This window comes from Streptomyces laurentii, assembly GCF_040635425.1.
Classification (GTDB): Bacteria; Actinomycetota; Actinomycetes; order Streptomycetales; family Streptomycetaceae; genus Streptomyces; species Streptomyces laurentii.
Genome location: NZ_JBEYHT010000003.1, coordinates 90231 through 116399 on the forward strand (window position 1 = coordinate 90231; position 26169 = coordinate 116399).

Annotated in this window: 28 protein-coding genes; 23 read left to right on the forward strand and 5 right to left on the reverse strand. The window is 70.7% G+C overall.

Annotation, left to right across the window (positions count from 1 at the left end):
- From rplO to truA, 11 genes are all read left to right on the forward strand, one after another.
- Window positions 1–456 carry a 50S ribosomal protein L15 gene (rplO, locus tag ABZ693_RS03040; protein WP_359872686.1) on the forward strand — a complete coding sequence of 152 codons (456 nt, stop codon included), beginning with the start codon at window positions 1–3 and terminating at the stop codon, window positions 454–456.
- Window positions 457–670: 214 nt separating this feature from the next.
- Window positions 671–1984, forward strand: coding sequence for a preprotein translocase subunit SecY (secY, locus tag ABZ693_RS03045; protein WP_359872688.1), 1314 nt, complete (start codon window positions 671–673; stop codon window positions 1982–1984).
- Complete coding sequence (locus tag ABZ693_RS03050; RefSeq protein ID WP_359872690.1) at window positions 1984–2631, forward strand: adenylate kinase; 648 nt, start codon at window positions 1984–1986, stop codon at window positions 2629–2631. Before secY ends, ABZ693_RS03050 begins: the two co-directional genes overlap by 1 nt.
- A 114-nt stretch (window positions 2632–2745) precedes the next feature.
- Entirely contained in the window at window positions 2746–3597 is an 852-nt protein-coding gene (gene map, locus ABZ693_RS03055; RefSeq protein WP_359872692.1) for a type I methionyl aminopeptidase, read from the forward strand.
- Window positions 3598–3817: 220 nt separating this feature from the next.
- Window positions 3818–4039 carry a translation initiation factor IF-1 gene (infA, locus tag ABZ693_RS03060; RefSeq protein WP_003956442.1) on the forward strand — a complete coding sequence of 74 codons (222 nt, stop codon included), beginning with the start codon at window positions 3818–3820 and terminating at the stop codon, window positions 4037–4039.
- A 62-nt stretch (window positions 4040–4101) separates the two neighbouring features.
- The gene (gene rpmJ / locus ABZ693_RS03065) at window positions 4102–4215 is read left to right on the forward strand and encodes a 50S ribosomal protein L36 (RefSeq protein ID WP_003956441.1); all 114 of its coding nucleotides are present in this window, start codon (window positions 4102–4104) and stop codon (window positions 4213–4215) included.
- 188 nt (window positions 4216–4403) lie between these two features.
- Window positions 4404–4784 (forward strand): 30S ribosomal protein S13, encoded by a 381-nt coding sequence (gene rpsM, locus ABZ693_RS03070; protein WP_359872694.1) that lies wholly within the window; start codon window positions 4404–4406, stop codon window positions 4782–4784.
- 66 nt (window positions 4785–4850) lie between these two features.
- The gene (gene rpsK, locus ABZ693_RS03075) at window positions 4851–5255 is read left to right on the forward strand and encodes a 30S ribosomal protein S11 (protein ID WP_006376016.1); all 405 of its coding nucleotides are present in this window, start codon (window positions 4851–4853) and stop codon (window positions 5253–5255) included.
- Between the two features lie 162 nt (window positions 5256–5417).
- Entirely contained in the window at window positions 5418–6440 is a 1023-nt protein-coding gene (locus ABZ693_RS03080) for a DNA-directed RNA polymerase subunit alpha (protein ID WP_003966937.1), read from the forward strand.
- Window positions 6441–6605: 165 nt separating this feature from the next.
- Entirely contained in the window at window positions 6606–7049 is a 444-nt protein-coding gene (rplQ, locus tag ABZ693_RS03085; RefSeq protein ID WP_359872698.1) for a 50S ribosomal protein L17, read from the forward strand.
- A gap of 78 nt (window positions 7050–7127) precedes the next feature.
- Window positions 7128–7994: a tRNA pseudouridine(38-40) synthase TruA gene (truA, locus tag ABZ693_RS03090; protein ID WP_359872700.1), complete on the forward strand. Its 867-nt coding sequence runs from the start codon at window positions 7128–7130 to the stop codon at window positions 7992–7994.
- Here truA and ABZ693_RS03095 read toward each other — a convergent pair.
- Window positions 7965–8957, reverse strand: a complete 993-nt coding sequence (locus tag ABZ693_RS03095) for a hypothetical protein (protein ID WP_359872702.1) — start codon at window positions 8955–8957, stop codon at window positions 7965–7967. The genes truA and ABZ693_RS03095 overlap by 30 nt on opposite strands.
- A 286-nt stretch (window positions 8958–9243) precedes the next feature.
- Here ABZ693_RS03095 and ABZ693_RS03100 point away from each other — a divergent pair, with 286 nt between their 5' ends.
- The 5 genes from ABZ693_RS03100 (at window position 9244) to glmM (ending at window position 15258) form a co-directional block, all read left to right on the forward strand.
- The gene (locus ABZ693_RS03100) at window positions 9244–10653 is read left to right on the forward strand and encodes a glycoside hydrolase family 10 protein (RefSeq protein WP_359872704.1); all 1410 of its coding nucleotides are present in this window, start codon (window positions 9244–9246) and stop codon (window positions 10651–10653) included.
- A gap of 194 nt (window positions 10654–10847) precedes the next feature.
- Window positions 10848–12470 carry an ABC-F family ATP-binding cassette domain-containing protein gene (locus ABZ693_RS03105; RefSeq protein WP_359872706.1) on the forward strand — a complete coding sequence of 541 codons (1623 nt, stop codon included), beginning with the start codon at window positions 10848–10850 and terminating at the stop codon, window positions 12468–12470.
- Window positions 12471–12695: 225 nt separating this feature from the next.
- Entirely contained in the window at window positions 12696–13139 is a 444-nt protein-coding gene (gene rplM / locus ABZ693_RS03110; RefSeq protein ID WP_359872708.1) for a 50S ribosomal protein L13, read from the forward strand.
- 41 nt (window positions 13140–13180) lie between these two features.
- Window positions 13181–13693 carry a 30S ribosomal protein S9 gene (gene rpsI, locus ABZ693_RS03115; RefSeq protein WP_359872710.1) on the forward strand — a complete coding sequence of 171 codons (513 nt, stop codon included), beginning with the start codon at window positions 13181–13183 and terminating at the stop codon, window positions 13691–13693.
- 206 nt (window positions 13694–13899) lie between these two features.
- A complete protein-coding gene (gene glmM / locus ABZ693_RS03120; RefSeq protein ID WP_359872712.1) occupies window positions 13900–15258 on the forward strand; it encodes a phosphoglucosamine mutase in 1359 nt (452 codons plus the stop codon).
- Window positions 15259–15373: 115 nt separating this feature from the next.
- On the opposite strand, the gene coaA is transcribed toward glmM, so the two are convergent.
- A complete protein-coding gene (coaA, locus tag ABZ693_RS03125) occupies window positions 15374–16420 on the reverse strand; it encodes a type I pantothenate kinase (RefSeq protein WP_359872714.1) in 1047 nt (348 codons plus the stop codon).
- 183 nt (window positions 16421–16603) lie between these two features.
- On the opposite strand from coaA, the gene ABZ693_RS03130 reads away from it, so the two are divergent.
- The gene (locus ABZ693_RS03130) at window positions 16604–17359 is read left to right on the forward strand and encodes a sensor domain-containing protein (RefSeq protein WP_359872716.1); all 756 of its coding nucleotides are present in this window, start codon (window positions 16604–16606) and stop codon (window positions 17357–17359) included.
- Between the two features lie 83 nt (window positions 17360–17442).
- Here the strand turns inward: ABZ693_RS03130 and ABZ693_RS03135 are convergent, their stop codons facing one another.
- The 3 genes from ABZ693_RS03135 to ABZ693_RS03145 form a co-directional block, all read right to left on the reverse strand.
- Window positions 17443–18420, reverse strand: a complete 978-nt coding sequence (locus tag ABZ693_RS03135; protein WP_359872719.1) for a DUF3710 domain-containing protein — start codon at window positions 18418–18420, stop codon at window positions 17443–17445.
- Window positions 18421–18563: 143 nt separating this feature from the next.
- Window positions 18564–18878 (reverse strand): helix-turn-helix domain-containing protein, encoded by a 315-nt coding sequence (locus ABZ693_RS03140; protein WP_359872721.1) that lies wholly within the window; start codon window positions 18876–18878, stop codon window positions 18564–18566.
- Window positions 18875–19096 (reverse strand): type II toxin-antitoxin system RelE/ParE family toxin, encoded by a 222-nt coding sequence (locus ABZ693_RS03145; RefSeq protein ID WP_359872909.1) that lies wholly within the window; start codon window positions 19094–19096, stop codon window positions 18875–18877. The genes ABZ693_RS03140 and ABZ693_RS03145 overlap by 4 nt, the downstream gene beginning before the upstream one ends.
- A 163-nt stretch (window positions 19097–19259) precedes the next feature.
- On the opposite strand from ABZ693_RS03145, the gene glmS reads away from it, so the two are divergent.
- From glmS to tsaE, 6 genes are all read left to right on the forward strand, one after another.
- Window positions 19260–21107, forward strand: a complete 1848-nt coding sequence (glmS, locus tag ABZ693_RS03150; RefSeq protein ID WP_359872723.1) for a glutamine--fructose-6-phosphate transaminase (isomerizing) — start codon at window positions 19260–19262, stop codon at window positions 21105–21107.
- 8 nt (window positions 21108–21115) lie between these two features.
- A complete protein-coding gene (locus ABZ693_RS03155) occupies window positions 21116–21484 on the forward strand; it encodes a holo-ACP synthase (protein ID WP_359872725.1) in 369 nt (122 codons plus the stop codon).
- 3 nt (window positions 21485–21487) lie between these two features.
- On the forward strand, window positions 21488–22948 hold the full coding sequence (locus tag ABZ693_RS03160; RefSeq protein ID WP_359872727.1) for an NAD(P)H-hydrate dehydratase: 1461 nt from the start codon (window positions 21488–21490) through the stop codon (window positions 22946–22948).
- A 332-nt stretch (window positions 22949–23280) separates the two neighbouring features.
- Window positions 23281–24429 (forward strand): alanine racemase, encoded by a 1149-nt coding sequence (alr, locus tag ABZ693_RS03165; RefSeq protein ID WP_359872729.1) that lies wholly within the window; start codon window positions 23281–23283, stop codon window positions 24427–24429.
- Between the two features lie 15 nt (window positions 24430–24444).
- Window positions 24445–25575 (forward strand): alpha/beta fold hydrolase, encoded by a 1131-nt coding sequence (locus tag ABZ693_RS03170; protein ID WP_359872731.1) that lies wholly within the window; start codon window positions 24445–24447, stop codon window positions 25573–25575.
- A gap of 10 nt (window positions 25576–25585) precedes the next feature.
- Window positions 25586–26104 (forward strand): tRNA (adenosine(37)-N6)-threonylcarbamoyltransferase complex ATPase subunit type 1 TsaE, encoded by a 519-nt coding sequence (gene tsaE / locus ABZ693_RS03175; RefSeq protein WP_359872733.1) that lies wholly within the window; start codon window positions 25586–25588, stop codon window positions 26102–26104.
- Window positions 26105–26169 lie beyond the last annotated feature (65 nt).

A 26169-nucleotide genomic window follows, 5' to 3' on the forward strand; every position in this document is an offset into this window, starting at 1 on the left:
ATGGCGGAGAACAACCCGCTGAAGGTCCACAACCTCCGTCCCGCCCCGGGCGCCAAGACCGCCAAGACCCGTGTGGGTCGTGGTGAGGCGTCGAAGGGTAAGACGGCTGGTCGTGGTACGAAGGGTACGAAGGCCCGTTACCAGGTTCCGGAGCGCTTCGAGGGTGGCCAGATGCCCCTCCACATGCGTCTTCCGAAGCTGAAGGGCTTCAAGAACCCGTTCCGCACCGAGTACCAGGTCGTGAACCTGGACAAGCTGACCGCGCTCTACCCGCAGGGTGGCGAGGTCACGGTGGCCGACCTGGTCGCCAAGGGTGCGGTTCGCAAGAACCAGCTCGTCAAGGTCCTGGGCCAGGGCGAGGTCTCCGTGGCGCTGCAGGTGACGGTCGACGCCGTCTCCGGCTCCGCCAAGGAGAAGATCGCCGCCGCGGGCGGCACCGTCACCGAGCTCGTCTGAGACGACTCGATGGCTTGAACATCCGACCGGGGATGCTCCTCAAAAGGGGCATCCCCGGTTGGTCGTTCCTAGGGGGCCATGGTCGCCGGTAAGGTGGCGTCCACTGTCTAGAGTGCGTGCGGTATGCCCGTGTGCGCTGTGGATGGATCCATATCCAGTCGAACCTCAAGACCGTCACCTCTGACGCACGTGCGCGGGGGTCGCAGGAGGCACCGTGCTCACCGCGTTCGCCCAGGCGTTCAAGACGCCTGACCTGCGCAAGAAGCTGCTCTTCACACTCGCCATCATTGTCATCTACCGACTTGGCGCGCACATCCCGGTTCCGGGTGTCAGCTATAAGAACGTGCAGCTGTGCATCGACCAGGCGCAGTCCGGCGGCCTGCTCGGTCTGATGCAGATGTTCAGTGGCGGCGCCCTGCTGCAGATCACCATCTTCGCGCTCGGCATCATGCCGTACATCACGGCGAGCATCATCCTGCAGCTGCTGACCGTCGTGATCCCGCGCCTGGAAGCCCTCAAGAAGGAGGGTCAGGCCGGCACCGCCAAGATCACGCAGTACACGCGTTATCTGACGGTCGCCCTCGCCATCCTCCAGGGCACCGGTCTCGTCGCCACCGCCCGTACCGGCTCGCTCTTCAGCGGCTGCTCGGTCGCGAACCAGATCGTTCCGGACAACTCGATCTTCACCACCGTCACCATGGTCATCACGATGACCGCGGGCACCGGCATGGTCATGTGGCTCGGTGAGCTCATCACCGACCGCGGCATCGGCAACGGCATGTCGATCCTGATGTTCATCTCGATCGCGGCCGGCTTCCCCGGCGCCCTGTGGGCCATCAAGACCAGCGGCAAGCTCGCCAAGGGCTGGATCGAGTTCGGCACCGTCATCCTCATCGGCTTCGTGATGGTGGCTCTCGTCGTCTTCGTCGAGCAGGCCCAGCGCCGGATCCCGGTGCAGTACGCGAAGCGCATGATCGGCCGCCGCTCCTACGGCGGAACGTCCACGTACATCCCGCTCAAGGTGAACCAGGCGGGTGTGATTCCCGTCATCTTTGCCTCGTCGCTGCTCTACATCCCGGCGCTCGTCGCGCAGTTCTCGAACTCGACGGCCGGCTGGAAGACCTGGATCGAAGCGCACTTCGTCAAGGGTGACCACCCCTACTACATCGCCGCGTACTTCCTTCTGATCGTGTTCTTCGCCTTCTTCTACGTGGCGATCTCGTTCAACCCCGAGGAAGTCGCCGACAACATGAAGAAGTATGGTGGCTTCATCCCGGGTATCCGGGCTGGTCGACCTACTGCCGAGTATCTGAGCTACGTGCTCAACCGGATCACTTGGCCGGGCTCGCTGTATCTGGGTCTGATCGCTCTTGTGCCGACGATGGCGTTGGCGGGCTTCGGCGGTGCGAACCAGAACTTCCCGTTCGGTGGCACCAGCATCCTCATCATCGTGGGTGTCGGTCTCGAGACCGTGAAGCAGATCGAGAGCCAGCTCCAGCAGCGCAATTACGAAGGGTTCCTCCGCTGATGCGAATCGTCCTCGTCGGACCGCCCGGGGCCGGCAAGGGAACGCAGGCCGCGTTCCTTGCCAAGAACCTGGACATCCCGCACATCTCCACGGGTGACCTGTTCCGTGCCAACATCTCGCAGGGCACCGAGCTGGGCCTGAAGGCGAAGGCGTTCATGGACGCCGGCGATCTGGTGCCCGACGAGGTCACCATCGGGATGGCCAAGGACCGCATGGAGCAGCCGGACGCCGTCAACGGCTTCCTGCTCGACGGTTTCCCGCGCAACGTGGCCCAGGCCGAGGCTCTGGACGAGGCCCTCAAGGCCGAGGACATGCAGCTCGACGCGGTCCTGGACCTCGAGGTTCCCGAGGACGAGGTCGTGAAGCGGATCGCGGGCCGCCGCATCTGCCGCAACGACTCCGCGCACGTGTTCCACGTGACGTACAACGCTCCGAAGACCGAGGGCGTCTGCGACGTCTGCGGTGGCGAGCTCTTCCAGCGCGAGGACGACTCCGAGGAGACGGTCCGCCGTCGCCTGGAGGTCTACCACAAGCAGACCGAGCCGATCATCGACTACTACCGGGCCCAGGGCCTGGTCGCGACGATCTCGGCGCTCGGCAAGGTGGACGAGGTCACGGCCCGTGCCATGGAAGCCCTGAAGAAGTAACCGCCCGCCGGCTCCGGCCGGCTGGTGCGATACGGCCGCGGTTCCCCCGAGGGGGCACCGCGGCCGTATCGTTGTTCCGACCCCTTGTTTCCCGAAGGAAAGGCCGCGGCCACGATGGTGCAGATCAAGACCCCCGAGCAGATCGCGAAGATGCGCGAGGCGGGGCTGGTCGTCGCGGCCATCCACGCGGCGACCCGCGAGGTGGCCGTGCCCGGCGCGACCACCCGGGACCTGGACGAGGTCGCGCGCAAGGTGATCGCGGACCACGGGGCGAAGTCGAACTTCCTCGGGTACGGCGGCTTCCCCGCCACCATCTGCACCTCGGTGAACGAGGTCGTCGTCCACGGCATCCCGGACGAGAAGACCGTCCTCAAGGACGGCGACATCATCTCCATCGACTGCGGCGCGATCGTCGACGGCTGGCACGGCGACGCCGCGTACACCGCCTTCGTCGGCACCGGTCACGCACCGGAACTGATCGAGCTGTCGCGGGTGACCGAAGAGTCGATGTGGGCCGGCATCGCCGCCATGCGCGTCGGCGCCCGTCTGGTCGACGTCTCCCGGGCGATCGAGTCGTACATCAAGCGCCAGCCGCGGCCGGCCGTGGGCGACCACAGCCTCGGCCGGTACGGGATCATCGAGGACTACGGCGGCCACGGCATCGGCACCGAGATGCACATGGACCCGCACCTGCTGAACTACGTCGCCCGCAAGCGCGGCAAGGGCCCGAAGCTGGTCCCCGGCTTCTGCCTGGCGATCGAGCCGATGGTCTCCCTCGGCACCCCGAGGACCGAGGTCCTCGCCGACGACTGGACCGTCATCACGACGGACGGCACCTGGTCCTCGCACTGGGAGCACAGCATCGCCCTCACCGAGGAGGGCCCGCTGGTCCTGACCGCGGTGGACGGCGGCAAGGCGAAGCTGGCGGAGCTGGGCGTCACCGCCGCGCCGGACCCGCTGGCGTAGCGGGACCGGACCGACGGCGGACCGACGGCGCGGCGGGGCCGGGATCCCGCCGCGCGGGAGTTCCGCGAAGCTCCGCGTAACGATCTTCCGCTTGGGGCAGACTGTCCGGATTCGTGTTTTCCTGGCGGCTGGCGTAGACTGACGCGTCGGCTCTCGTATACCCGTGTGTCCGCACACGGCGGCGAGAGTCGATCAAGGTAGCCGATTCGAAGGGCGAAGCGTGGCCAAGAAGCAAGGTGCCATCGAAATCGAGGGCACCGTGATCGAGTCCCTGCCGAACGCCATGTTCAAGGTGGAACTCCAGAACGGTCACAAGGTCCTCGCGCACATCTCCGGCAAGATGCGGATGCACTACATCCGTATCCTTCCGGACGACCGGGTCGTCGTGGAGCTGTCTCCGTACGACCTGACGCGTGGCCGGATCGTCTACCGGTACAAGTAGATCTTGCCCGCACCCCGCTTCGCGCGCGGGTGATGGCACTGACCCGGAGAACCTCACATCCCATGAAGGTCAAGCCGAGCGTCAAGAAGATCTGCGACAAGTGCAAGGTGATCCGCCGCCACGGCCGGGTCATGGTCATCTGCGACAACCTGCGCCACAAGCAGCGCCAGGGCTGACGCACGCCGACCGACCTGCATCTCGCAGTCTTCGCGCGACGCATAGCAACACGTACATACGCAGAACCCGTCCGGTCGTGATCCACGGCTGACGGCACCTCCGGCGGGGGCCGGGGACCCGACCTGTACCTGATACGGCAGCCGGGAGCGGTTCTGCAGCAGACCCCCGAGAACACAGGAGCCATTGAATGGCACGCGTTTCCGGTGTTGACATCCCGCGCGAAAAGCGCGTGGTGGTCGCACTCACCTACGTCTTCGGCATCGGGCGTACCCGGTCCGAGGAGATCCTCGCCGCGACCGGCGTGGACCAGTCCATCCGTGTCCGCGACCTTGCCGAGGAAGACCTCGTCAAGATCCGCGAGTACGTGGACGCCAACCTCCAGACCGAGGGTGACCTCCGCCGCGAGATCGCCGCCGACATCCGCCGCAAGGTCGAGATCGGCTGCTACCAGGGTCTGCGCCACCGTCGTGGCCTGCCCGTCCGCGGCCAGCGCACCAGCACGAACGCTCGTACCCGCAAGGGCCCGCGTCGCGCCATCGCCGGTAAGAAGAAGCCGGGCAAGAAGTAGTCCTCAGCGGACGCTTGACCAAGCGGTCTTCGCTGTAGGACCGACCACCTCCCGTAGGAGTAAGAGATGCCCCCCAAGGGTCGTCAGGGCGCTGCCAAGAAGGTGCGCCGCAAGGAAAAGAAGAACGTCGCTCACGGCCACGCGCACATCAAGAGCACGTTCAACAACACGATCGTCTCGATCACGGACCCCGCGGGCAACGTGATCTCCTGGGCCTCCGCCGGCCACGTCGGCTTCAAGGGCTCGCGCAAGTCCACCCCGTTCGCCGCGCAGATGGCCGCCGAGTCGGCCGCTCGCCGCGCGCAGGAGCACGGCATGCGCAAGGTCGACGTCTTCGTCAAGGGTCCCGGCTCCGGCCGTGAGACCGCGATCCGCTCCCTCCAGGCCACCGGCCTCGAGGTCGGCTCGATCCAGGACGTCACCCCCACCCCGCACAACGGCTGCCGTCCGCCGAAGCGCCGCCGCGTCTGACCCTGTGGTCAGGACCTGACCTCGCGGTCAGGCCGCAGCGGACGCACCTGTGCGTTCTCGAGTGTCCGGGCGGTACGGCTCCCATGGGGCGGTGCCGCCCGTACCCTTGCAGTATCAGCGGACGTCAAATAGTGGGCGTCCACGACTGAAGGAAACGAAGACATGCTTATCGCTCAGCGTCCGTCGCTGACCGAAGAGGTCGTCGACGAGTTCCGCTCCCGGTTCGTCATCGAGCCGCTGGAGCCGGGCTTCGGCTACACCCTCGGCAACTCGCTCCGCCGCACGCTCCTCTCGTCGATCCCCGGCGCTGCTGTCACCAGCATCCGCATCGACGGTGTCCTGCACGAGTTCACCACCGTGCCGGGCGTCAAGGAGGACGTCACCGACCTCATCCTGAACATCAAGCAGCTGGTCGTCTCCTCGGAGCACGACGAGCCGGTCGTGATGTACCTGCGCAAGCAGGGCCCGGGTCTGGTCACCGCCGCCGACATCGCCCCGCCGGCCGGTGTCGAGGTGCACAACCCCGACCTGGTCCTCGCCACGCTCAACGGCAAGGGCAAGCTGGAGATGGAGCTGACCGTCGAGCGCGGTCGCGGCTACGTCTCCGCCGTCCAGAACAAGCAGGTGGGCCAGGAGATCGGCCGTATCCCGGTCGACTCCATCTACAGCCCCGTGCTGAAGGTCACCTACAAGGTCGAGGCGACCCGAGTCGAGCAGCGCACCGACTTCGACAAGCTCATCGTCGACGTCGAGACCAAGCAGGCCATGCGCCCGCGTGACGCCATGGCGTCCGCCGGCAAGACCCTGGTCGAGCTGTTCGGTCTCGCCCGCGAGCTGAACATCGACGCCGAGGGCATCGACATGGGTCCGTCCCCGACGGACGCCGCCCTGGCCGCCGACCTGGCGCTGCCGATCGAGGAGCTGGAGCTCACGGTCCGCTCCTACAACTGCCTCAAGCGCGAGGGCATCCACTCCGTGGGTGAGCTCGTGGCGCGTTCCGAGGCCGACCTGCTCGACATCCGCAACTTCGGTGCGAAGTCGATCGACGAGGTCAAGGCGAAGCTGGCCGGCATGGGCCTGGCCCTCAAGGACAGCCCGCCCGGATTCGACCCGACCGCCGCCGCCGACGCCTTCGGCGCCGACGACGACGCGGACGCGGGCTTCGTCGAGACCGAGCAGTACTGATCGCCGGGCCTCACGGCCCGTCCCGATCGCGCCGCGGGCCGGCTTCGGCCGGCCCCGCGGTTCCCCGCGCTCCTTCGGGAGCGCGGGTCTCCGACAGGTAACCGCCTGCTCGGATACTGACCCCGGTACCTCATACGGCCAGGGCAGACACCTAGGAGAAACACCATGCCGCGTCCCGCGAAGGGTGCCCGCCTCGGCGGTTCCGCCGCTCACGAGAAGCTGCTCCTCGCCAACCTGGCGAAGGCGCTGTTCGAGCACGGCCGCATCACGACGACCGAGGCCAAGGCCCGCCGTCTGCGTCCGGTCGCCGAGCGCCTGATCACCAAGGCGAAGAAGGGCGACATCCACAACCGTCGCCTGGTGCTGCAGACGATCACCGACAAGGGCATCGTCCACACCCTCTTCACCGAGATCGCCCCGCGTTACTCGGAGCGTCCGGGTGGTTACACCCGTATCACCAAGATCGGCAACCGTCGTGGCGACAACGCCCCGATGGCCGTGATCGAGCTGGTCGAGGGCGAGATCGCCAAGAAGGCGACCGTCGCCGAGGCCGAGGCCGCCACCAAGCGCGCCGTCAAGGAGGCCGACGAGGCCGCGCAGGACGCCTGAGCGTTCTGAACGATCTCGTGGGCGGGCCCGCACCCTTCGGGGTGCGGGCCCGTTCCGCGTATACCGGGTTTTGAGAGGATGGACGGCGTGAGCGACGAGGTAGCGGACGGTTTCGTACGGGTCAGGCTCGACCTGTCGTACGACGGCAAGGACTTCTCCGGCTGGGCCAAGCAGGCCCGCGGGCAGCGCACCGTCCAGGGCGAGATCGAGGACGCCCTGCGTACCGTCACCCGCTCCACCGAGACGTACGAGCTGACGGTCGCCGGCCGTACGGACGCCGGGGTGCACGCGCGCGGCCAGGTCGCGCACGTCGACCTGCCGGGCGCGCTGTGGGAGGAGCACCGCGAGAAGCTGCTCAGGCGGCTCGCCGGGCGGCTCTCGCACGATGTGCGGATCTGGTCGGCCGAGGAGGCGCCGGCGGGCTTCAACGCCCGGTTCTCGGCGATCTGGCGCCGGTACGCGTACCGGGTCACCGACCACCCCGGCGGTGTCGACCCGCTGCTGCGCGGCCATGTGCTGTGGCACGACTGGACCCTCGACATGGACGCCATGAACGCCGCCGCCGAGCACCTCGTCGGCGAGCACGACTTCGCCGCGTACTGCAAGAAGCGCGAGGGCGCCACCACCATCCGCACCCTGCAGGAGCTGCGCTGGGAGCGCCGCTCCGACGGGATCCTGGAGGCCACGGTCAAGGCCGACGCCTTCTGCCACAACATGGTGCGCTCGCTGGTGGGCGCCCTTCTGTTCGTCGGTGACGGGCACCGGCCGGTGGAGTGGCCCGGCAAGGTGCTGGCCGCGGGCGTACGGGACTCGGCCGTGCACGTCGTACGGCCGCACGGCCTCACCCTCGAAGAGGTCGGCTACCCGGCCGACGAGCTGCTCGCCACCCGCAGCCGGGAGGCGCGCAACAAGCGGTCACTCCCCGGGAGCGCGGGCTGCTGCTGAGGCCTGGCTCTTGCCGCGGGCGTAGATCTGGTTGAAGGCGAAGGTGCCCAGGTCGCCGCTGGTCTGGAAGACGGCCTGGTCGCCGGAGGTGACCTTGCGGCCGTTCTGGAAGCCGGCCTGGGTGAGATAGACGTAGCGGCCGATCGCGTTGGTGCGCCGCAGGCAGACCGTGGCGTGGCAGAAGTCGGCGACGCCGGCGCCGGAGAGCGTGGCGATGCCGCCGGTGGCCTGCTTCTTCGCCTGGGTGGCCTGCTTCTCGGTGGGGAAGACGGCCACGCCGACGGTGACGGCGACGCCGTCCTTGACGTAGGTGGCGCGCAGGACGCGCGTGCAGCCGTTGTCCGCGAGGGCCGAGCCGAGGCCGCCGACCGTGACGGCGGCGCAGTTCGTGGTGGAGGCGGTCGCCCCCTTGAGGTAGACGCGGCCGCTCATGGTCAGCTTCTTGCCGGGGAACAGGCCCTCGGCGGACAGCGGCGCCGTGTCCTTCTTCTCGTCGGAGATGTAGTCGCGCGGGTTCGGCGGCGGCAGCGGGGCGACGGAGGAGAACGCCGGCGACGGGGTGGTGGTGTCCGAGGGGGTCGCCGGGCCGGTCGCGGTGGTGCCGCCGTTCTTGGCCTCGTCGTTGCTCTTGTTGGTGGCGACGATCGCGGTGGCGACGACGGCCCCCACGGCGAGCGCGGCGACCGCGCCGCCGCCGATCATCAGCCGGCGCTTGCGGCGGGAACGGGCGTTCGACGCGTCGGCGAGGGCGCCCCAGTCCGGGGTGCCGTCGGGCTGGGCGGGCTGTGCGGCGGGCGCGCCCGGGAACGCCCCCGGCTGCTGCTGAGGCTGCTGCCACGGGGGCTGCGGGGGCGGTGACGCCTGTGGCCCCTGCCCGTATCCCTGCTGCCCCTGCCCCTGCCCCTGCCCGTACGGCTGCTGTCCCGGGCCCTGCTGCGGCCACTGAGGCCCCCCAAAGCTCATGCGGCGCATCCTAATACCGCGTTCACGGCGGATCGGCTGAGCGGGCGGTACCGGGACATCCTCGGGACCTCGCCGTGCTCGAAACTTTCGGCAGAGTTTCGTAACAAAGAATGCTCAGGGTGGCGCCAGCGTCCCCTCTGTTTCGCTAATTTCTGCGTTCGCAGCGGTGAGCGCCGCCCGGCATGGATTCTTCCTATCGAAAGTTTCGGGCGGGGTATCGCTCGGAGTCGTCCGCTGCTCGTTCGATCCTGCTCCACCCCCCAACGAGCGGAAGGATCGCAAGTCGATGAGCATCAAGGCCTTATGGCATACGGCCGCGAGAAAGGCACTCGTCGTCGGGACCGCGAGTGCCCTGGCCGCCGGCGGGGCGGTCGTCGCCCTGGCCGGTACGGCGGAGGCGGCGAGCAGCCTCGGCGCGGCCGCGTCGGCGAAGGGCCGGTACTTCGGTACGGCCGTCGCCAACAACCACCTCGGCGAGACGGACTACGCCGCCACGCTGAACGCGGAGTTCAACTCGGTGACGCCCGAGAACGAGATGAAGTGGGACGCGGTCGAGCCGAACCGCGGCAGCTTCTCGTACACCAACGCCGACAAGATCGTCACCCACGCCAAGAGCCACAACATGCAGGTGCGCGGGCACACCCTGGTGTGGCACTCCCAGCTGCCGGGCTGGGTGGGCTCGCTCGGCGCCGACGAGCTGCGGACGGCGATGAACAACCACATCACCTCGGTGATGACCCACTACAAGGGCCAGATCGCCGCCTGGGACGTGGTGAACGAGGCGTTCCAGGACGGCTCCAGCGGCGCCCGGCGCAGCTCGCCGTTCCAGGACAAGCTGGGCAACGGCTTCATCGAGGAGGCGTTCCGCACCGCGCGGGCCGCCGACCCCGCGGCCAAGCTCTGCTACAACGACTACAACACCGACGGGGTCAACGCGAAGTCCACCGCCGTGTACAACATGGTCAAGGACTTCAAGACCCGCGGCGTGCCGATCGACTGCGTCGGCTTCCAGGGGCACTTCAACCCCAACTCGCCGGTGCCCTCCGACTTCCAGGCCAACCTGCAGCGCTTCGCCGACCTCGGCGTCGACGTGCAGCTGACCGAGCTGGACATCGAGGGGTCGGGCACCGCGCAGGCGAACAACTACGCCACCGTGGTCCGGGGCTGCCTCGCGGTGACCCGCTGCACGGGCATCACCGTGTGGGGCGTCACCGACAAGTACTCGTGGCGCTCCAGCGGCACCCCGCTGCTCTTCGACGGCTCGTACCAGAAGAAGCCCGCGTACACCTCGGTCCTCGACGTGCTGAACGGCGGCACCACCCCGCCCACGACACCGCCGACCACGCCCCCCACGACTCCTCCCACGACGCCTCCGACGACTCCGCCCGGCGGCACCAAGTCGTGCACGGCGACGTACACCACGGCGCAGTCCTGGAACGGCGGGTACAACGGCACGGTCACCATCACGGCCGGCGGCGCGGCGATCAGCGGCTGGAAGGTGCCGCTGACCTTCACGTCCGGGCAGACCGTCTCCACCGTCTGGAACGGGACCGGCTCCACCAGCGGGAACGTGGTGACGGTGACGAACGCGGCCCACAACGGCTCGGTCGGGGCCGGGGCCTCCACCAGCTTCGGCTTCACGGTCACCAGCACGGACGCCACGCCTCCCGCGGTGGGCGCCTGCACGGCCTCCTGACCCGGGAAGCGCGGGTGTGACGGGTCCGGCCGGCCCTTCGGCGGCATATGCCGAGGGGTCGGCCGCCGTCGGTCCGCCGTCGGTCCGCTGTCGGTCCGCCGGAGGGCCGACGCGGGTCCGTCGCCGGGTCCGCGGATATGAGGTCGGGCATATTTGGTTGGGATCGGGCCGCGCGGGCGGTGACAATGCCCCCTATGGGACATGTCGAGGCCGCACATCTGGAGTACTACCTGCCGGACGGGAGGGTCCTGCTCGGGGACGTCTCCTTCCGGGTCGGCGAGGGCGCGGTGGTCGCCTTGGTCGGCGCCAACGGCGCCGGCAAGACCACGCTGCTCCGGATGATCGCCGGCGAGCTCCAGCCGCACGGCGGCACCGTCACCGTCAGTGGCGGGCTCGGCGTGATGCCGCAGTTCGTCGGCTCCGTACGGGACGGCTCCACCGTCCGCGACCTGCTGGTCTCCGTCGCCCCGGCGCGCATCCGGGAGGCCGCGAAGGCGGTCGACGCGGCGGAGGAGCGCATCATGACGGTCGACGACGAGGCCGCTCAGATGGCATATGCCCAGGCGCTGAGCGACTGGGCGGAGGCGCAGGGGTACGAGTTCGAGACCTTGTGGGACATGTGCACGATGGCGGCCATGGGCGTCCCGTACGACAAGGCGCAGTTCCGGCAGGTGACCACCCTCAGCGGCGGCGAGCAGAAGCGGCTGGTCCTGGAGTACCTGCTGCGCGGCAACGACGAGGTGCTGCTGCTCGACGAGCCGGACAACTATCTGGACGTCCCCGGCAAGCGCTGGCTGGAGGAGCGGCTGCGGGAGACCCGCAAGACCGTGCTCTTCATCTCCCATGACCGGGAGCTGCTGTCCCGCGCCGCGCAGAAGATCGTGGCCGTGGAGCCGGGCCCGGGCGGCTCGGACGTCTGGGTGCACGGCGGCGGCTTCGACACCTTCCACGAGGCGAGGCGGGAGCGCTTCGCGCGCTTCGAGGAGCTGAAGCGGCGCTGGGAGGAGAAGCACGCGCAGCTGAAGAAGCTGGTGCTCACGCTGCGGCAGGCGGCCGCGGTCAGCCACGAGATGGCCTCGCGGTACGCGGCGGCGCAGACCCGGCTGCGGAAGTTCGAGGAGGCGGGCCCGCCCCCGGAGCCGCCGCGCGAGCAGGACATCCGGATGCGGCTGCGCGGCGGCCGGACCGGCGTGCGGGCGGTGACCGTGGAGAACCTGGAGCTCACCGGCCTGATGAAGCCGTTCTCGCTGGAGATCTTCTACGGCGAGCGGGTGGCCGTCCTCGGCTCGAACGGCTCCGGGAAGTCGCACTTCCTGCGGCTGCTCGCGGGCGACGAGTCGGTGGCCCACACGGGTGCCTGGAAGCTGGGCGCGCGCGTCGTGCCGGGCCACTTCGCCCAGACCCACGCGCACCCCGAGCTCTTCGGCCGCTCGCTCGTCGACATCCTGTGGACGGAGCACGCCAAGGACCGCGGCGGCGCGATGTCCATCCTGCGCCGCTACGAGCTGGAGCGGCAGGGCGACCAGCCCTTCGAGAAGCTCTCCGGCGGCCAGCAGGCCCGCTTCCAGATCCTCCTCCTGGAGCTCGCCGGCACCACCGCGCTGCTCCTGGACGAGCCCACGGACAACCTGGACCTGGAGTCGGCGGAGGCCCTCCAGGACGGCCTGGAGTCCTACGAGGGCACGGTCCTCGCGGTCACCCACGACCGCTGGTTCGCCCGCTCCTTCGACCGCTACCTGGTCTTCGGTTCGGACGGGGTCGTCCGGGAGACGAGCGAGCCGGTGTGGGACGAGCGGCGGGTCGAGCGGGCACGCTGACCTGGCGCTTCCGCTCGATTTGAACCGTCGGGGGTGGCGCGGGTAGTGTTGCGGTCTGTTATGCGTAGTGGCTTCGTCGTTCTCATGCGAAGGAGCCTGCGCAGGTTCCCTGGAGCAGTTACCAGTGGCTCGCATACGGGCGATGACCCGGCAGTGCGGGCCCCAGCTGCATGATCGCTTCAGGCGTGTCTGGACTCCATCCACTGAAGAAGCGAAGGCTACGAAGTGCGTACGTACAGCCCCAAGCCCGGCGATGTCACTCGCCAGTGGCACATCATTGACGCGCGGGACGTCGTCCTGGGTCGTCTCGCGACGACGGCTGCGAACCTCCTGCGAGGCAAGCACAAGCCCGTCTACGCCCCCCACATGGACATGGGCGACTTCGTCATCATCATCAATGCTGACAAGGTCCACCTGTCGGGTAACAAGAAGACCCAGAAGATGGCCTACCGCCACTCTGGCTACCCGGGTGGTCTGCGCTCCATGCGCTACGACGAGCTGCTCGAGAAGAACCCTGAGAAGGCCGTCGAGAAGGCCATCAAGGGCATGATCCCCAAGAACACCCTGGGCCGTCAGATGATCTCGAAGCTGAAGGTCTACTCGGGCGAGAACCACCCGCACGCTGCCCAGCAGCCGGTTCCGTTCGAGATCACCCAGGTCGCGCAGTAGTTCCGGCCACCCCCTAAGACGAAAAGAATCTGAGGAGCATCGTGGCCGAGACCACCCCCGAGACGACCATCGAAGAGTTCGACGGCGTCGAGGAGTACACGACCGAGACCGAGGCCTTCGAGGGTGAGTACACCTCCGAGTCCCTCGCCTCCCGCTTCGGCGACCCGCAGCCGGCCGCCGGCCTGGGCCGTCGCAAGAACGCCATCGCCCGCGTCCGGATCGTTCCGGGCACCGGCAAGTGGAAGATCAACGGTCGCACCCTCGAGGACTACTTCCCGAACAAGGTGCACCAGCAGGAAGTCAACGAGCCCTTCAAGGTGCTCGAGCTCGACAACCGCTACGACGTCATCGCCCGCATCGCGGGTGGCGGCGTGTCCGGCCAGGCCGGCGCCCTGCGCCTCGGCGTGGCCCGCGCCCTCAACGAGGCCGACGTCGAGAACAACCGCGGCCCGCTGAAGAAGGCCGGCTTCCTCTCCCGTGACGACCGTGCGGTCGAGCGGAAGAAGGCCGGTCTCAAGAAGGCCCGTAAGGCTCCGCAGTACAGCAAGCGCTAAATCGCCTGCTCGGCCTGCTCGGCCGGTCCGCGCGCCCCGGCGGCACTCCCGTGCCGCCGGGGCGTTCGGCTTTTCCAAACCTTTGTTTCATAGTCTTGGGAACACACCTGGGCGCGAACCTGGGCACCTTCTGAACGGTTCGGATGCGGAAGCGGGCATCAGCCGGTCAGGGCATCGCATTTTCGGAGCACTTTCGGAGGACAGCTGTGGGACGACTCTTCGGCACGGACGGCGTGCGTGGCGTGGCCAACGCGGGCCTGACGGCTGAGCTGGCACTCGGCCTGTCGGTCGCGGCCGCGCACGTGCTCGCCGAAGCGGGCACCTTCGAGGGCCATCGGCCGACCGCCGTGGTGGGGCGCGACCCACGCGCCTCGGGCGAGTTCCTGGAGGCCGCGGTCGTCGCCGGCCTCGCCAGCGCGGGCGTCGACGTGCTCCGGGTCGGCGTGCTGCCCACCCCGGCCGTCGCGTACCTCACCGGCGCGCTCGGCGCCGACCTCGGCGTGATGCTGTCCGCCTCGCACAACGCGATGCCCGACAACGGCGTCAAGTTCTTCGCGCGCGGCGGCCACAAGCTCGCCGACGACCTGGAGGACCGGATCGAGGCCGTGTACGAGGAGCACCGCACCGGCGCTCCCTGGGACCGGCCCACCGGCGCGGGCGTCGGCCGGGTGCGCGACTACGACGAGGGCTTCGACAAGTACGTCGCCCACCTCGTCGCCGTCCTGCCCAACCGCCTCGACGGTCTCAAGATCGTCCTCGACGAGGCGCACGGCGCCGCCGCCTGGGTGTCGCCGGAGGCGTTCACCCGCGCCGGTGCCGAGATCGTCACCATCGGCGCCTCGCCCGACGGCCTCAACATCAACGACGGCTGCGGCTCCACCCACCTGGACCTGCTCAAGGCCGCCGTCGTCGAGCACGGCGCCGACCTCGGCATCGCCCACGACGGCGACGCCGACCGCTGCCTCGCGGTCGACGCGGCCGGCAACGAGGTCGACGGCGACCAGATCCTCGCCGTCCTCGCCCTCGCCATGCGCGAGGCCGGCACGCTGCGCGGCGACACGGTCGTCGCCACGGTGATGTCCAACCTCGGCTTCAAGCTCGCCATGGAGCGCGCGGGCCTGCACTTCGTCCAGACGGCGGTCGGCGACCGTTACGTCCTGGAGGCCATGAAGGAGCACGGCTACGCCCTCGGCGGCGAGCAGTCCGGCCACGTCATCGTGCTCGACCACGCCACCACGGGCGACGGCACCCTGACGGGTCTGATGCTCGCGGCCCGGGTCGCCGCCACCGGCAAGCCGCTCGCGGAGCTCGCCGGCGTGATGGAGCGGCTGCCGCAGGTCCTCATCAACGTGCCGGACGTCGACAAGTCGCGCGTGTCCACCTCCGCCGAGCTGGCCCAGGCCGTCGGCGAGGCCGAGCGCGAGCTGGGCTCCACCGGCCGCGTCCTGCTGCGCCCCTCGGGCACGGAGCCGCTGGTGCGGGTCATGGTCGAGGCCGCGGACACGGAGCAGGCGGGCGCGGTGGCGGGCCGGCTCGCGGACGCGGTGAAGGCCGCGCTGGGCTGAGGCCGGGCGCCAGGGCACGTACCGACGTACAGGCATATGACAGGTCCCCCGCACCCGTTCCATGGGCCCGGGGGACCTGTCCTATGCCGGGTCCGCGTGGGGCGTCCGGCTCCGGTCAGAGCTTGCGCAGGCTCAGCCGCTGCACCTTGTGGTCCGGTCCCTTGCGCACCACCAGCGTGGCCCGGCCCCGGGTCGGCGCCACGTTCTCCAGCAGGTTCACCCGGTTGATGGTCCGCCACATGGTGCGGGCGTACTCCAGGGCCTCCTCCTCGGAGACCTGCGTGTAGCGCTGGAAGTACGAGTCGGGGTTCTGGAACGCGGTCTGACGCAGCTTCCGGAACCGGTTGAGGTACCAGCCCTCGATGTCCTCGGGGCGCGCGTCCACGTACACGGAGAAGTCGAAGTAGTCGGCGAGACCCACCCGGGTGCGGCCGTCCTTGCCGGGCAGGGCCGGCTGGAGGACGTTCAGGCCCTCCACGATGAGGATGTCGGGACGTCGCACGACCAGCTGCTCGTCGGGCACCCGGTCGTAGATCAGGTGCGAGTAGACGGGCGCGGTGACCTCCTCCTTGCCCGCCTTGATGTCGGCGACGAAGCGGGTGAGGGCGCGCCGGTCGTACGACTCGGGGAAGCCCTTGCGGGACATCAGGCCGCGCGCCTTCAGCTCCTCCATCGGGTACAGGAACCCGTCGGTGGTGATCCGCTCCACCCGCGGGTGCTCCGGCCAGCGCGCGAGCAGCGCCTGGAGGAGGCGGGCCACGGTGGACTTGCCGACGGCGACGGAGCCGGCGACCCCTATGACGAAGGGCGTGCCGCGCTGCTCGCCGCGCTCGCCGAGGAAGGTGTTCAGAGCCCCGCGCAGGCCGCTGGTGGCCTGGACGTACAGGTTGAGCAGCCGGGACAGCGGCAGGTAGATGTCCCGCACCTCGTCGAGGTCGATCACGTCCCCGAGGCCTTGGAGCCGCTCGACCTCCTCGGCGGTCAGCGGCAGCGGCGTCTTGTCGCGCAGGGCGCTCCACTCGGCGCGGGTGAGGTCGACGTACGGCGTCGCCTCGGAGGTCCGGCGCGAGGGCGCGCCGGTGCCGGAGGTCTTACCGGGGGCTGTCTCGCGGGCGGTCCCCTGGACGGTCCCGTTGGCGCTTCCGGACGGAGAATCGATCACCCGGACATTGTCCCGGCTCTCCGGCCCGGGCGGGGCGTGGGGTGGGTCACTCGGCGGCGCGGGGTGCCGAACGGCCCCGTGCGGATCTCGATCTTGTACCGAACCGTCCGTACACGGACAAGAGGATGCGTGTCGTCCATAAGCTCCTCACAGGAATCACACAGTCGAACCGAGAGTCGATCGATGCCCCGCACCCTGCTCCGCCGTACCGCCGCCGCCACCGCCGCCGGATCCCTCGCGCTGCTGCTCGCCGCCTGCGGCGGAAGCGACAAGCCGGCCAAGGACGACGCGAAGAAGACCGACGCCCCCGCGTCCGCCTCCGCCGCCCCCAAGGCCGACCCGAACGCGAAGGCGCTGTCGGCGGCCGAGCTGGAGAAGCTGATCGTCGAGCAGACGGACCTCAAGGGGCACAAGGTCCAGAAGTTCAAGGCGGGGGAGAGCCTGGCCGCCGACGCCGTCTCCTCCGACAAGCCGGAGTGCGAGCCGCTGGCCGAGGCCCTGACCGCCGTCTCCACGGGCACCCCGGGCGCCACGGCGCAGCGCAAGGCCGTCGAGATCCCGACGAAGGGCACCGACCCCATGGCCGCCCTCGGCGCGCCGGTGACCTCCCTGGCGCTCGGCTCCTACGACGCCGACGGCGCCGAGAAGGCGCTGGCCTCCCTCAAGGCCGCGGGCGAGTCCTGCACGGGCGGCTTCACCATCATCACCGGTGGCGTGAAGAGCAAGATCAACAAGGTCGCCGCCGACTCCGTGACCGCCGGCGACGAGGCCCTGGCCTGGACGGTCACCCGCGACATGGAGGGCGAGCCCTTCCTCACCAAGCTCGCCGTCCTCCGCAAGGGCAACAACCTCGCGACCTTCGCCACGCTGAGCATCACGGGCGAGGTCAAGGAGCAGCCGCAGGTCATCATCGACACCCAGGCGAAGAAGCTGGGCTGATCGCGGCTCTTCCGGTTCGGCCGCACGCGCGAACGGGCCTCCGGCGGATCACTCCGCCGGAGGCCCGTTCTTTCTGCCTCGTGTCACCCGGGCATGCGCAGCGGGATGGGGCCGTCGGCCGGGCGGAGGAGCGCGAACCCGAAGTCCGTCGCCGACGGCGAGGCCGCCGACGGCGGTACGTACGACGGCACGACGACGACGCGTTCGACGTACGAGTAGACCCAGGAATCCGGGTTCCCCGACTCCGCGTCCGTCCCCGTCACCACGCCCCGCAGCAGCCAGTTCGGCCCGTCGCAGCCCAGCATCAGAACCGGCATGCGGCGCCTGCGCAGGTCCGGCCCCTCGGTGGGAATCACGCACCTCAGCTCTGGACCGAGCCGGCCGGCCCACTCCGTGGCCTCGCCGCCCCGCGCGCGTATGTCCCGCGCGAGACGAGCTCTGGTGTCCGCCCACTGCGGTCCATCCGGCGAGCGGAACGCCTGGAGCTGCAGTGCGGTCTCCTTGCCGCGGACAAGGGTGACGCCCCAGAGCCGGGGCGGAGTTCCGCCTCTGTCCATCCGGAGGTCGAGGCCCGGATCGTCCGGGATCCTCAGACCGCCGAGATCGAGCAGGCCCTTTGCGTGCCGGCCGCCCTGTTCCGACTCGTCCCACGGACCCGTTTCGATGCCACGGAGCCCCGGGAGAAGCCCTCCTCCCGCCTGTGCCCATTCGTCGGCGAGCGACTGGGCGTGGACGAGGAGTTCGTCGATCTCCTCCTCGCGCAGGCCCGCCAGTCGGATCAGGGCGTCGAGCAGGGCCACCACGGACTCAAGGGGGCCGGTCCCGAGCCAGTCCAGCGCGCGAGCGGCGGCCATGTCGCCGCCGAGCGCGCGGACGAGGGTCTCCATGTCGGAGCGCTCCGAAGCGCCACCGGCGACCGCGCTCAGCACCTCCTGGACATCGGCCCCCGCCTCCTGGCGCAACCGCAGCACGGCCTTGACCGCGAAGAGCAGGACATTTGCCGGGCCGGGACTTCCTCCCGGGCTGTCCCAGCCGCTGTCCTCCGGCGGGCCGGAGGACAAGCTTCCCTGACTGCGGAACTCGTCCAGCTTTTGCCTCGCGGACCTGCGAACGCTGTTCACCCCACCACTTCCTCGTCATCCGATCCGGCAAGGCGTGCACCATGCCGCCAAGCGCCTCCGCTCCGGAATTCCCGGGTGTTCGTTCAGGCGGCGTTGCCGTGAGGGGTGAGGTTGATCGTCAGGTCGGCGTCGAGGGCGCGGGCGAGGCGTCGCAGCAGGGGGATGGTGGGGACAGTGCCACCGCCTTCGATGCGCGAGATCTGGGGCTGCTGCATGCCGCAGCGATGGGCGAGTTCGGCCTGCGACAGGCCGAGAGCGGTGCGCCGGTCGTAGACCATCTGGCCGAGGTCGTGGGCCAGTTCGGCCTCTTCGTAGAGGCGGTCGTACTCGGGGTTTTCCTCTGCCGCTTCGCCCAGGAGTCTGCGGTGGCGGCGGGTCTTCCACTCGGCGTGGTTCATCGCGGTTCCTCCTTGATGTCGCGGCTACGGACGGCGTGTTCGGCGATTGGTTCGGGGTGGGCCTCGTGGAGGGCCTGGGCGGTACGCGTGCGTTCCAGCGGCGCGGTCTCGCACATTCTGGCCTTCCTGAACACTGTCAGAAGCACGATGCGGCGGCCGGGCGCGATCCAGTAGGTGATGCGCTGGGCGTTGCCGTCGATGTCGAAGCGGAGCTCCAGAAGCGGACTTCAGGCGCGGCGACGGCGGCGTCGGTTCGCCGGTGCCCGACTCGGTCCGCCCGGGCCGGTGCCCGGTCGTGCGGCTGCGCCGAACCGGCCCGGTACGGGTGGGCCTCCGTGTGCGTTCCACCCGATTCGGGGTGGTCCGCCGTAAGGTGCCGACATGTGCGGAATCGTGGGTTACGCCGGCGGGCAGTCGGCGCTCGATGTGGTCGTCGCCGGTCTGAAGCGGCTCGAATACCGCGGCTACGACTCGGCCGGGGTCGCGGTGCTCAGTGACGGCGGGCTCGCCGCCGCGAAGAAGGCCGGAAAGCTCGTCAACCTGGAGAAGGAGCTGGCGGAACGCCCGCTGCCGAGCGGGCCCGCCGGCATCGGGCACACCCGGTGGGCCACCCATGGCGCCCCCACCGACACCAACGCCCATCCGCACCTCGACAACGCGGGCCGCGTCGCCGTCGTCCACAACGGCATCATCGAGAACTTCGCCGCCCTGCGCGCCGAGCTGGCCGACCGCGGGCATGTGCTCGTGTCCGAGACCGACACCGAGGTCGTGGCCCATCTGCTCGCCGAGGAGTTCTCCTCCGCCGGCGACCTCGGCGAGGCCATGCGGCTGGTGTGCCGGCGGCTCGACGGCGCGTTCACGCTGGTCGCCGTGCACGCCGACCAGCCGGACGTGGTGGTGGGCGCCCGCCGCAACTCCCCGCTCGTCGTCGGTGTCGGCGAGGGCGAGAACTTCCTCGCCTCCGACGTGTCCGCCTTCATCGCGTACACCCGCACCGCCATCGAACTCGGCCAGGACCAGGTCGTCGAGCTGACCCGCGACTCCGTCACGGTCACCGACTTCGACGGCGCGCCCGCCGACGTCCGGACGTACCACATCGACTGGGACGCCTCCGCAGCCGAGAAGGGTGGCTACGCCTCCTTCATGCTCAAGGAGATCGCCGAGCAGCCCAAGGCCGTCGCCGACACCCTTCTCGGCCGGATCGACACCGAGGGCCGGCTCCGTCTCGACGAGCTGCGCATCCCCGACGCCGTGCTGCGCGAGGCCGACAAGATCGTCGTGGTGGCCTGCGGGACGGCCTTCCACGCCGGGCTCATCGCCAAGTACGCCATCGAGCACTGGACCCGGATCCCCTGCGAGGTGGAGCTGGCCAGCGAGTTCCGCTACCGGGACCCGATCCTCGGCCCCCGTACCCTCGTCGTCGCGATCTCCCAGTCCGGCGAGACCATGGACACCCTCATGGCGCTGCGCCACGCGCGCGAACAGGGCGCGAAGGTCCTCGCCGTCTGCAACACCAACGGTTCCACCATCCCCCGCGAGTCCGACGGCGTCCTCTACACCCACGCCGGACCCGAGGTCGCGGTCGCGTCCACCAAGGCGTTCCTGACCCAGCTCGTCGCCTGCTACCTGCTGGCCCTCTACCTCGGGCAGGTGCGCGGCACCCAGTGGGGCGACGAGATCCAGGCCCTCATCCACGAGCTCGCCCGGATCGGCGACGAGGTGGAGCACGTCCTCGGCACCATGGAGCCCGTCCGCGTGCTCGCCCGTTCCCTCGCCGACAAGGACACCGTCCTCTTCCTCGGCCGGCACGTCGGCCACCCCGTCGCCCTCGAAGGCGCCCTCAAGCTCAAGGAACTCGCCTACATGCACGCCGAGGGCTTCGCCGCCGGCGAGCTCAAGCACGGGCCGATCGCCCTCGTCGAGCAGGACCTGCCGGTCGTCGTCATCGTCCCCTCGCCGCGCGGCCGGTCCGTCCTGCACGACAAGATCGTCTCCAACATCCAGGAGATCCGGGCCCGCGGCGCCCGCACGATCGTCATCGCCGAGGAGGGCGACGAGGCCGTCGTCCCGTACGCCGACCATCTCGTCCGTATCCCCGTCACGCCTACGCTGCTTCAGCCGCTGGTCGCCACCGTGCCCCTGCAGGTCTTCGCCTGCGAACTGGCCACGGCCCGGGGCAACGAGGTAGACCAGCCACGCAACCTGGCCAAATCCGTGACAGTGGAGTGAGTGAAGAAATGATCATCGGGGTGGGGATCGACGTGGCCGAGATCGACCGGTTCGCCGCGTCACTGGAACGGACGCCGGGCCTCGTCCAGCGCCTCTTCGTCGAACGGGAGCTCCTGCTCCCCAGCGGCGAGCGGCGCGGGCCCGCCTCCCTCGCGGTGCGGTTCGCCGCGAAGGAAGCCGTGGCCAAAGCCCTGGGTGCGCCCGCGGGCCTGCACTGGACCGACGCCGAGGTGTACGTCGAGAGCAGCGGTCAGCCGCGGCTCCGCGTCCGCGGCACCGTCGCCGCCCGCGCCGCCGAGCTCGGCGTACGGCACTGGCACGTGTCCCTCAGCCACGACGCGGGGGTGGCGTCGGCGGTGGTGATCGCCGAGGGTTGAGCCATGCGCAGCGCACACCGAGTCGAGACCGTCCGGGCCGCCGAGGCCGCACTCATGGCCCGGGTCCCCGACGGCGCCCTCATGCAGCGTGCCGCCGCCGGACTCGCCGCCGCGTGCGCGGGGCTCCTGCGCCGGGTGTATGGGGCCCGGGTCGTCCTCCTCGTCGGCGGCGGCGACAACGGCGGCGACGCCCTCTACGCCGGCGCCCGGCTCGCCCGGCGCGGCGCCGCGGTCCACGCCGTCCTGCTCGGCGCCCGCGCCCACGAAGGCGGGCTCGCCGCACTCCGCGCCGCCGGCGGACACGTCGCCGAAGACCCGTACGACGTCCTCGCCGCCGCCGACCTCGTCCTCGACGGCATCACCGGCATCGGCGGACGCGGCGGACTGCGGCCCGACGCCGTCCCCGTCGCCCGGGCGGCCCGCGGCTCCGACGCCGTCGTCGTCGCCGTCGACCTGCCGAGCGGCGTCGACGCCGACACCGGCGAAGTCGCGGGGGAAGCGCTCCGTGCCGACGCGACCGTCACCTTCGGCACGTACAAACCGGGGCTCCTCGTCGACCCGGCACGCGCGTACGCCGGCGCCCTCCGGCTCGTCGACATCGGGCTCGGCCCGTACCTCCCCGCCCCCGACCTCGAAGCCCTGCAACACGCCGACGTGGCCGCGCTGCTGCCCGCGCCCGGCGCCGGCAGCGACAAATACCGGCGCGGCGTCGTCGGCATCGTCGCCGGCTCCGCCCGCTACCCCGGCGCCGCCGTCCTCGCCGTCACCGGCGCGTTGCGCGGCGGCGCCGGAGCCGTCCGGTACGTCGGCCACGCCGCCGACGCCGTCATCGCCGCCCACCCCGAGACCCTCGTCCACGCCGGGCCGCCCGCCAAGGCCGGGCGCGTCCAGGCCTGGGTCGTCGGGCCCGGCCTCGGCGACGAACCCGGCGTCGCGGACGTCCTCGCCTCCGACGTCCCCGTCCTCGTCGACGCCGACGGGCTGCGCGGGCTCACCCCCACGGCGCTCGCGGCCCGTTCGGCACCCACCCTCCTCACCCCCCACGCCGGGGAGGCGGCCGCACTGCTCGGCACCTCCCGGGAGGAAGTCGAGGCGGAGCGGCTCACCGCCGTACGCGAACTCGCCGCGCGGTACGGGGCGACCGTGCTGCTCAAGGGGTCCACGACGCTGGTGTGTCCGGCGGGCGGGGCGGGCGTCGTGCGGGTGAACCCGACGGGGACGGCGTGGCTGGCGACGGCGGGGAGCGGGGACGTGCTGTCGGGGGTGGGCGGGTCGTTGCTGGCGGCGGGGTTGTCGGCGGTGGACGCGGGGGCGGTGGCCGCGTATGTGCACGGGTTGGCGGGGCGGCGGGCCGCGCGGGGCGCGGGTGTCGGTGCGGGGGGCGCGGGGGCGCCGGTGACCGCGGTGGAGGTGGCGGCTGCGGTGGCGGGGGCCTGGGCGGACGTCCGGGGTGCCGTGCGCTGAGGTTCGTGGTGGGTGCGCGGGGGCCGGGGAGGGGGTCGCGTTCTGCACTGCATGATTTACGGCGCGGGTCTGGTCCCACGAGAACCTCGGGTCCTTGTTCCCGCGCCACACATCACGCTTTACGTTTCGAACGTCGATTCCCCTCCCCGGCCCCCGCTCCCGTCCGGTTCGCGTCCGCCCCCTCGCCCGCGGGGTGGGAGAGGGAGGTGGGTGGGGGGGTGAGGGTTGTGGGCCGCTTCCCGGTGGTGGGGTGTGGGGATTGGTGGGGATATGGGGGGAGTGTGGGGCCGGTACGTGGGTGGGGGGTTGCGCACCTGAGAGACTAGGGCGCGATGAACCAGACACCGCTGCCCTGCCGAGCCCGTGCCGAGATCGATCTCGAGGCGCTGCGCGCGAACGTACGTACGCTGCGCGCCCGTGTCGCGCCCCACGTCCAGCTGATGGCCGTGGTGAAGGCGGACGCGTACGGGCACGGTGCCGTGCGCTGTGCGGAGGCGGCGCTCGCGGCCGGGGCGACCTGGCTGGGGACCGCGACGCCGCACGAGGCGCTGGCGCTGCGGGCGGCCGGGCTGACCGAGCCGCGGATCATGTGCTGGCTGTGGACGCCGGGCGACCCGTGGGCCGAGGGCATCGAGGCCGGGCTCGACATGTCGGTGAGCGGCCTGTGGGCGCTGGCCGAGGTCACCGCCGCCGCGCGGGAGACCGGGCGGCGGGCGCGGATCCAGCTCAAGGCCGACACCGGGCTCGGCCGCAACGGCTGCCAGCCCGCCGACTGGCCCGAACTGGTCACGGCCGCGCTCAAGGCCGAGGCCGAGGGCCTCGTGAAGGTCACCGGTCTGTGGTCGCACTTCGCCTGCGCCGACGAGCCCGGGCACCCGTCGATCGTCGCGCAGCTGGACACGTTCCGGTCGATGCTCGGCCACGCCGAGCGGGCCGGGATCCGGCCCGAGGTGCGGCACATCGCCAACTCCCCGGCCACGCTCACCCTTCCCGAGGCGCACTTCGACCTCGTCCGGCCCGGGATCGCGATGTACGGCGTCTCGCCCGACCCCGCGATCGGCACCTCCGCCGGTCTCGGGCTGCGGCCGGTGATGTCCCTGAAGGCGAGCGTCGCGCTGGCGAAGCAGGTGCCCGGCGGCCACGGTGTGTCGTACGGGCACCACTACGTCACCCCCGGCCCGACCACCCTCGGCCTCGTCCCGCTCGGCTACGCCGACGGCATCCCGCGGCACGCCTCCCAGCGCGGCCCGGTCCTGGTCGGCGACCGGGTGCGGACGGTGGCGGGGCGGGTCGCCATGGACCAGTTCGTCGTCGATCTGTCGGGCGACGAGGTCGAACCGGGCGCGGAGGCCGTGCTGTTCGGCCCCGGCGACCGGGGCGAGCCCAGCGCGCAGGACTGGGCCGACGCCGCCGACACCATCGCGTACGAGATCGTCACCCGGATCGGCGCGCGTGTGCCGCGGGTGTACGTAGGGGAGTAGAGGGGGCGGTCGGTCGTGGGCGACGACACCTGGCGGCGGGCCGGCTGGGCCGGGGCCGCGGTGGGCGTGCTCGCCGTGGGCGCGGCGGCCGGGGTCGCGATCGAGCGGCTCGCGATAGGCCGCTCCGTACGGGAGAAGGCGCGGCTCGCGCTCGACGCCGAAGGCCCGTACGGCACCCTGCGCGGTACTCCGGGCCGCGCGTTCGCCGACGACGGCACCGAGCTTCTGTACGAGGTCGACGAAGTCGACGAGCCCGCGGGAGCGGGGGCGGGGGATCCCACCGTCGTCTTCTGCCACGGCTACTGTCTCAACGAGGACTCCTGGCACTTCCAGCGCGCCGCCCTGCGCGGCCGCGTCCGTGCCGTCTACTGGGACCAGCGCAGCCACGGCCGTTCGGGGCGCGGCGTCTCCCAGGCCGGGCCCGACGGGGAGCCCGTCTCCATCGACCGGCTGGGCCGCGACCTGAAGACCGTCCTCGACGCCGCCGCGCCCGAGGGGCCGCTGGTCCTGGTCGGGCACTCCATGGGCGGGATGACGATCATGGCGCTCGCCGACCGCTACCCGGAGCTCGTACGGGAGCGGGTCGCGGGCGTCGCCTTCGTGGGGACGTCGGCGGGGCGGCTCGACGAGGTCAGCTACGGGCTGCCGGCGGCCGGCGTCAAGGCCGTGCGCCGGGTGCTGCCCGGGGTGCTGCGCACCCTCGGGACACGCGTCGAACTGGTCGAGCGGGGGCGGCGGGCCGCCACCGATCTGTTCGCCGGCCTGGTCAAGAAGTACTCGTTCGCGACGAAGGACGTCGACCCGGCCGTCGCCCGTTTCGCCGAGCGGATGATCGAGTCGACCCCGATCGACGTCGTCGCCGAGTTCTACCCGGCGTTCGCCGAGCACGAGAAGACCGCCGCCCTGGCCGCCTTCCGGAACCTTCCGGTGCTCGCCCTCGTGGGCGACCAGGACGTGGTCACGCCCCCCGCGCACACCGAGGCCATCGCCAGCGCCCTGCCCGGCGCGGAGCTGGTGATCGTGCCCGACGCCGGGCATCTCGTGATGCTGGAGCGGCCGGAGGTCGTCACCGGCCGGCTCGCCGACCTGCTCGTGCGGGCGGGGGAGGCCCTTCGGCCGGAAGGTGCGGGGCGCGACAACGGTTAAGTTGGCTGGCATGGAGACTTCGCTCGACCCCGCCGGCCAGGCCGGCCCGCTCAACCAGGCCACCCTCGCCGTCGACTCGCCCGAGCTCATGCGGGAGCTGGGCCGCCGGCTCGCCACGCTGCTGCGCCCCGGCGACCTCGTCATGCTCACCGGCGAGCTGGGCGCCGGCAAGACCACGATGACCCGCGGGCTCGGCGAGGGCCTGGGGGTCCGGGGCGCGGTCACCTCCCCGACGTTCGTCATCGCGCGCGTCCACCCCTCGCTGACCGGCGGCCCGGCACTCGTGCACGTCGACGCGTACCGGCTCGGCGGCGGCCTCGACGAGATGGAGGACCTGGACCTCGACGTCTCGCTGCCCGACTCGGTCGTGGTGGTGGAGTGGGGCGACGGCAAGGTCGAGGACCTCACCGACGACCGGCTGCACGTCCTCATCCACCGGGTCGTCGGCGACACGGACGACGACCGGCGCACGGTCATGCTGCACGGCATCGGCGCACGCTGGGCGGACGAGGACCTGCGGCTGCTCTGAGTAACCGCCCGCGACGCCCAGGGGTGATGTTCGCGGGGCCGCGCGGGTGCGTTCCGACAACGTGT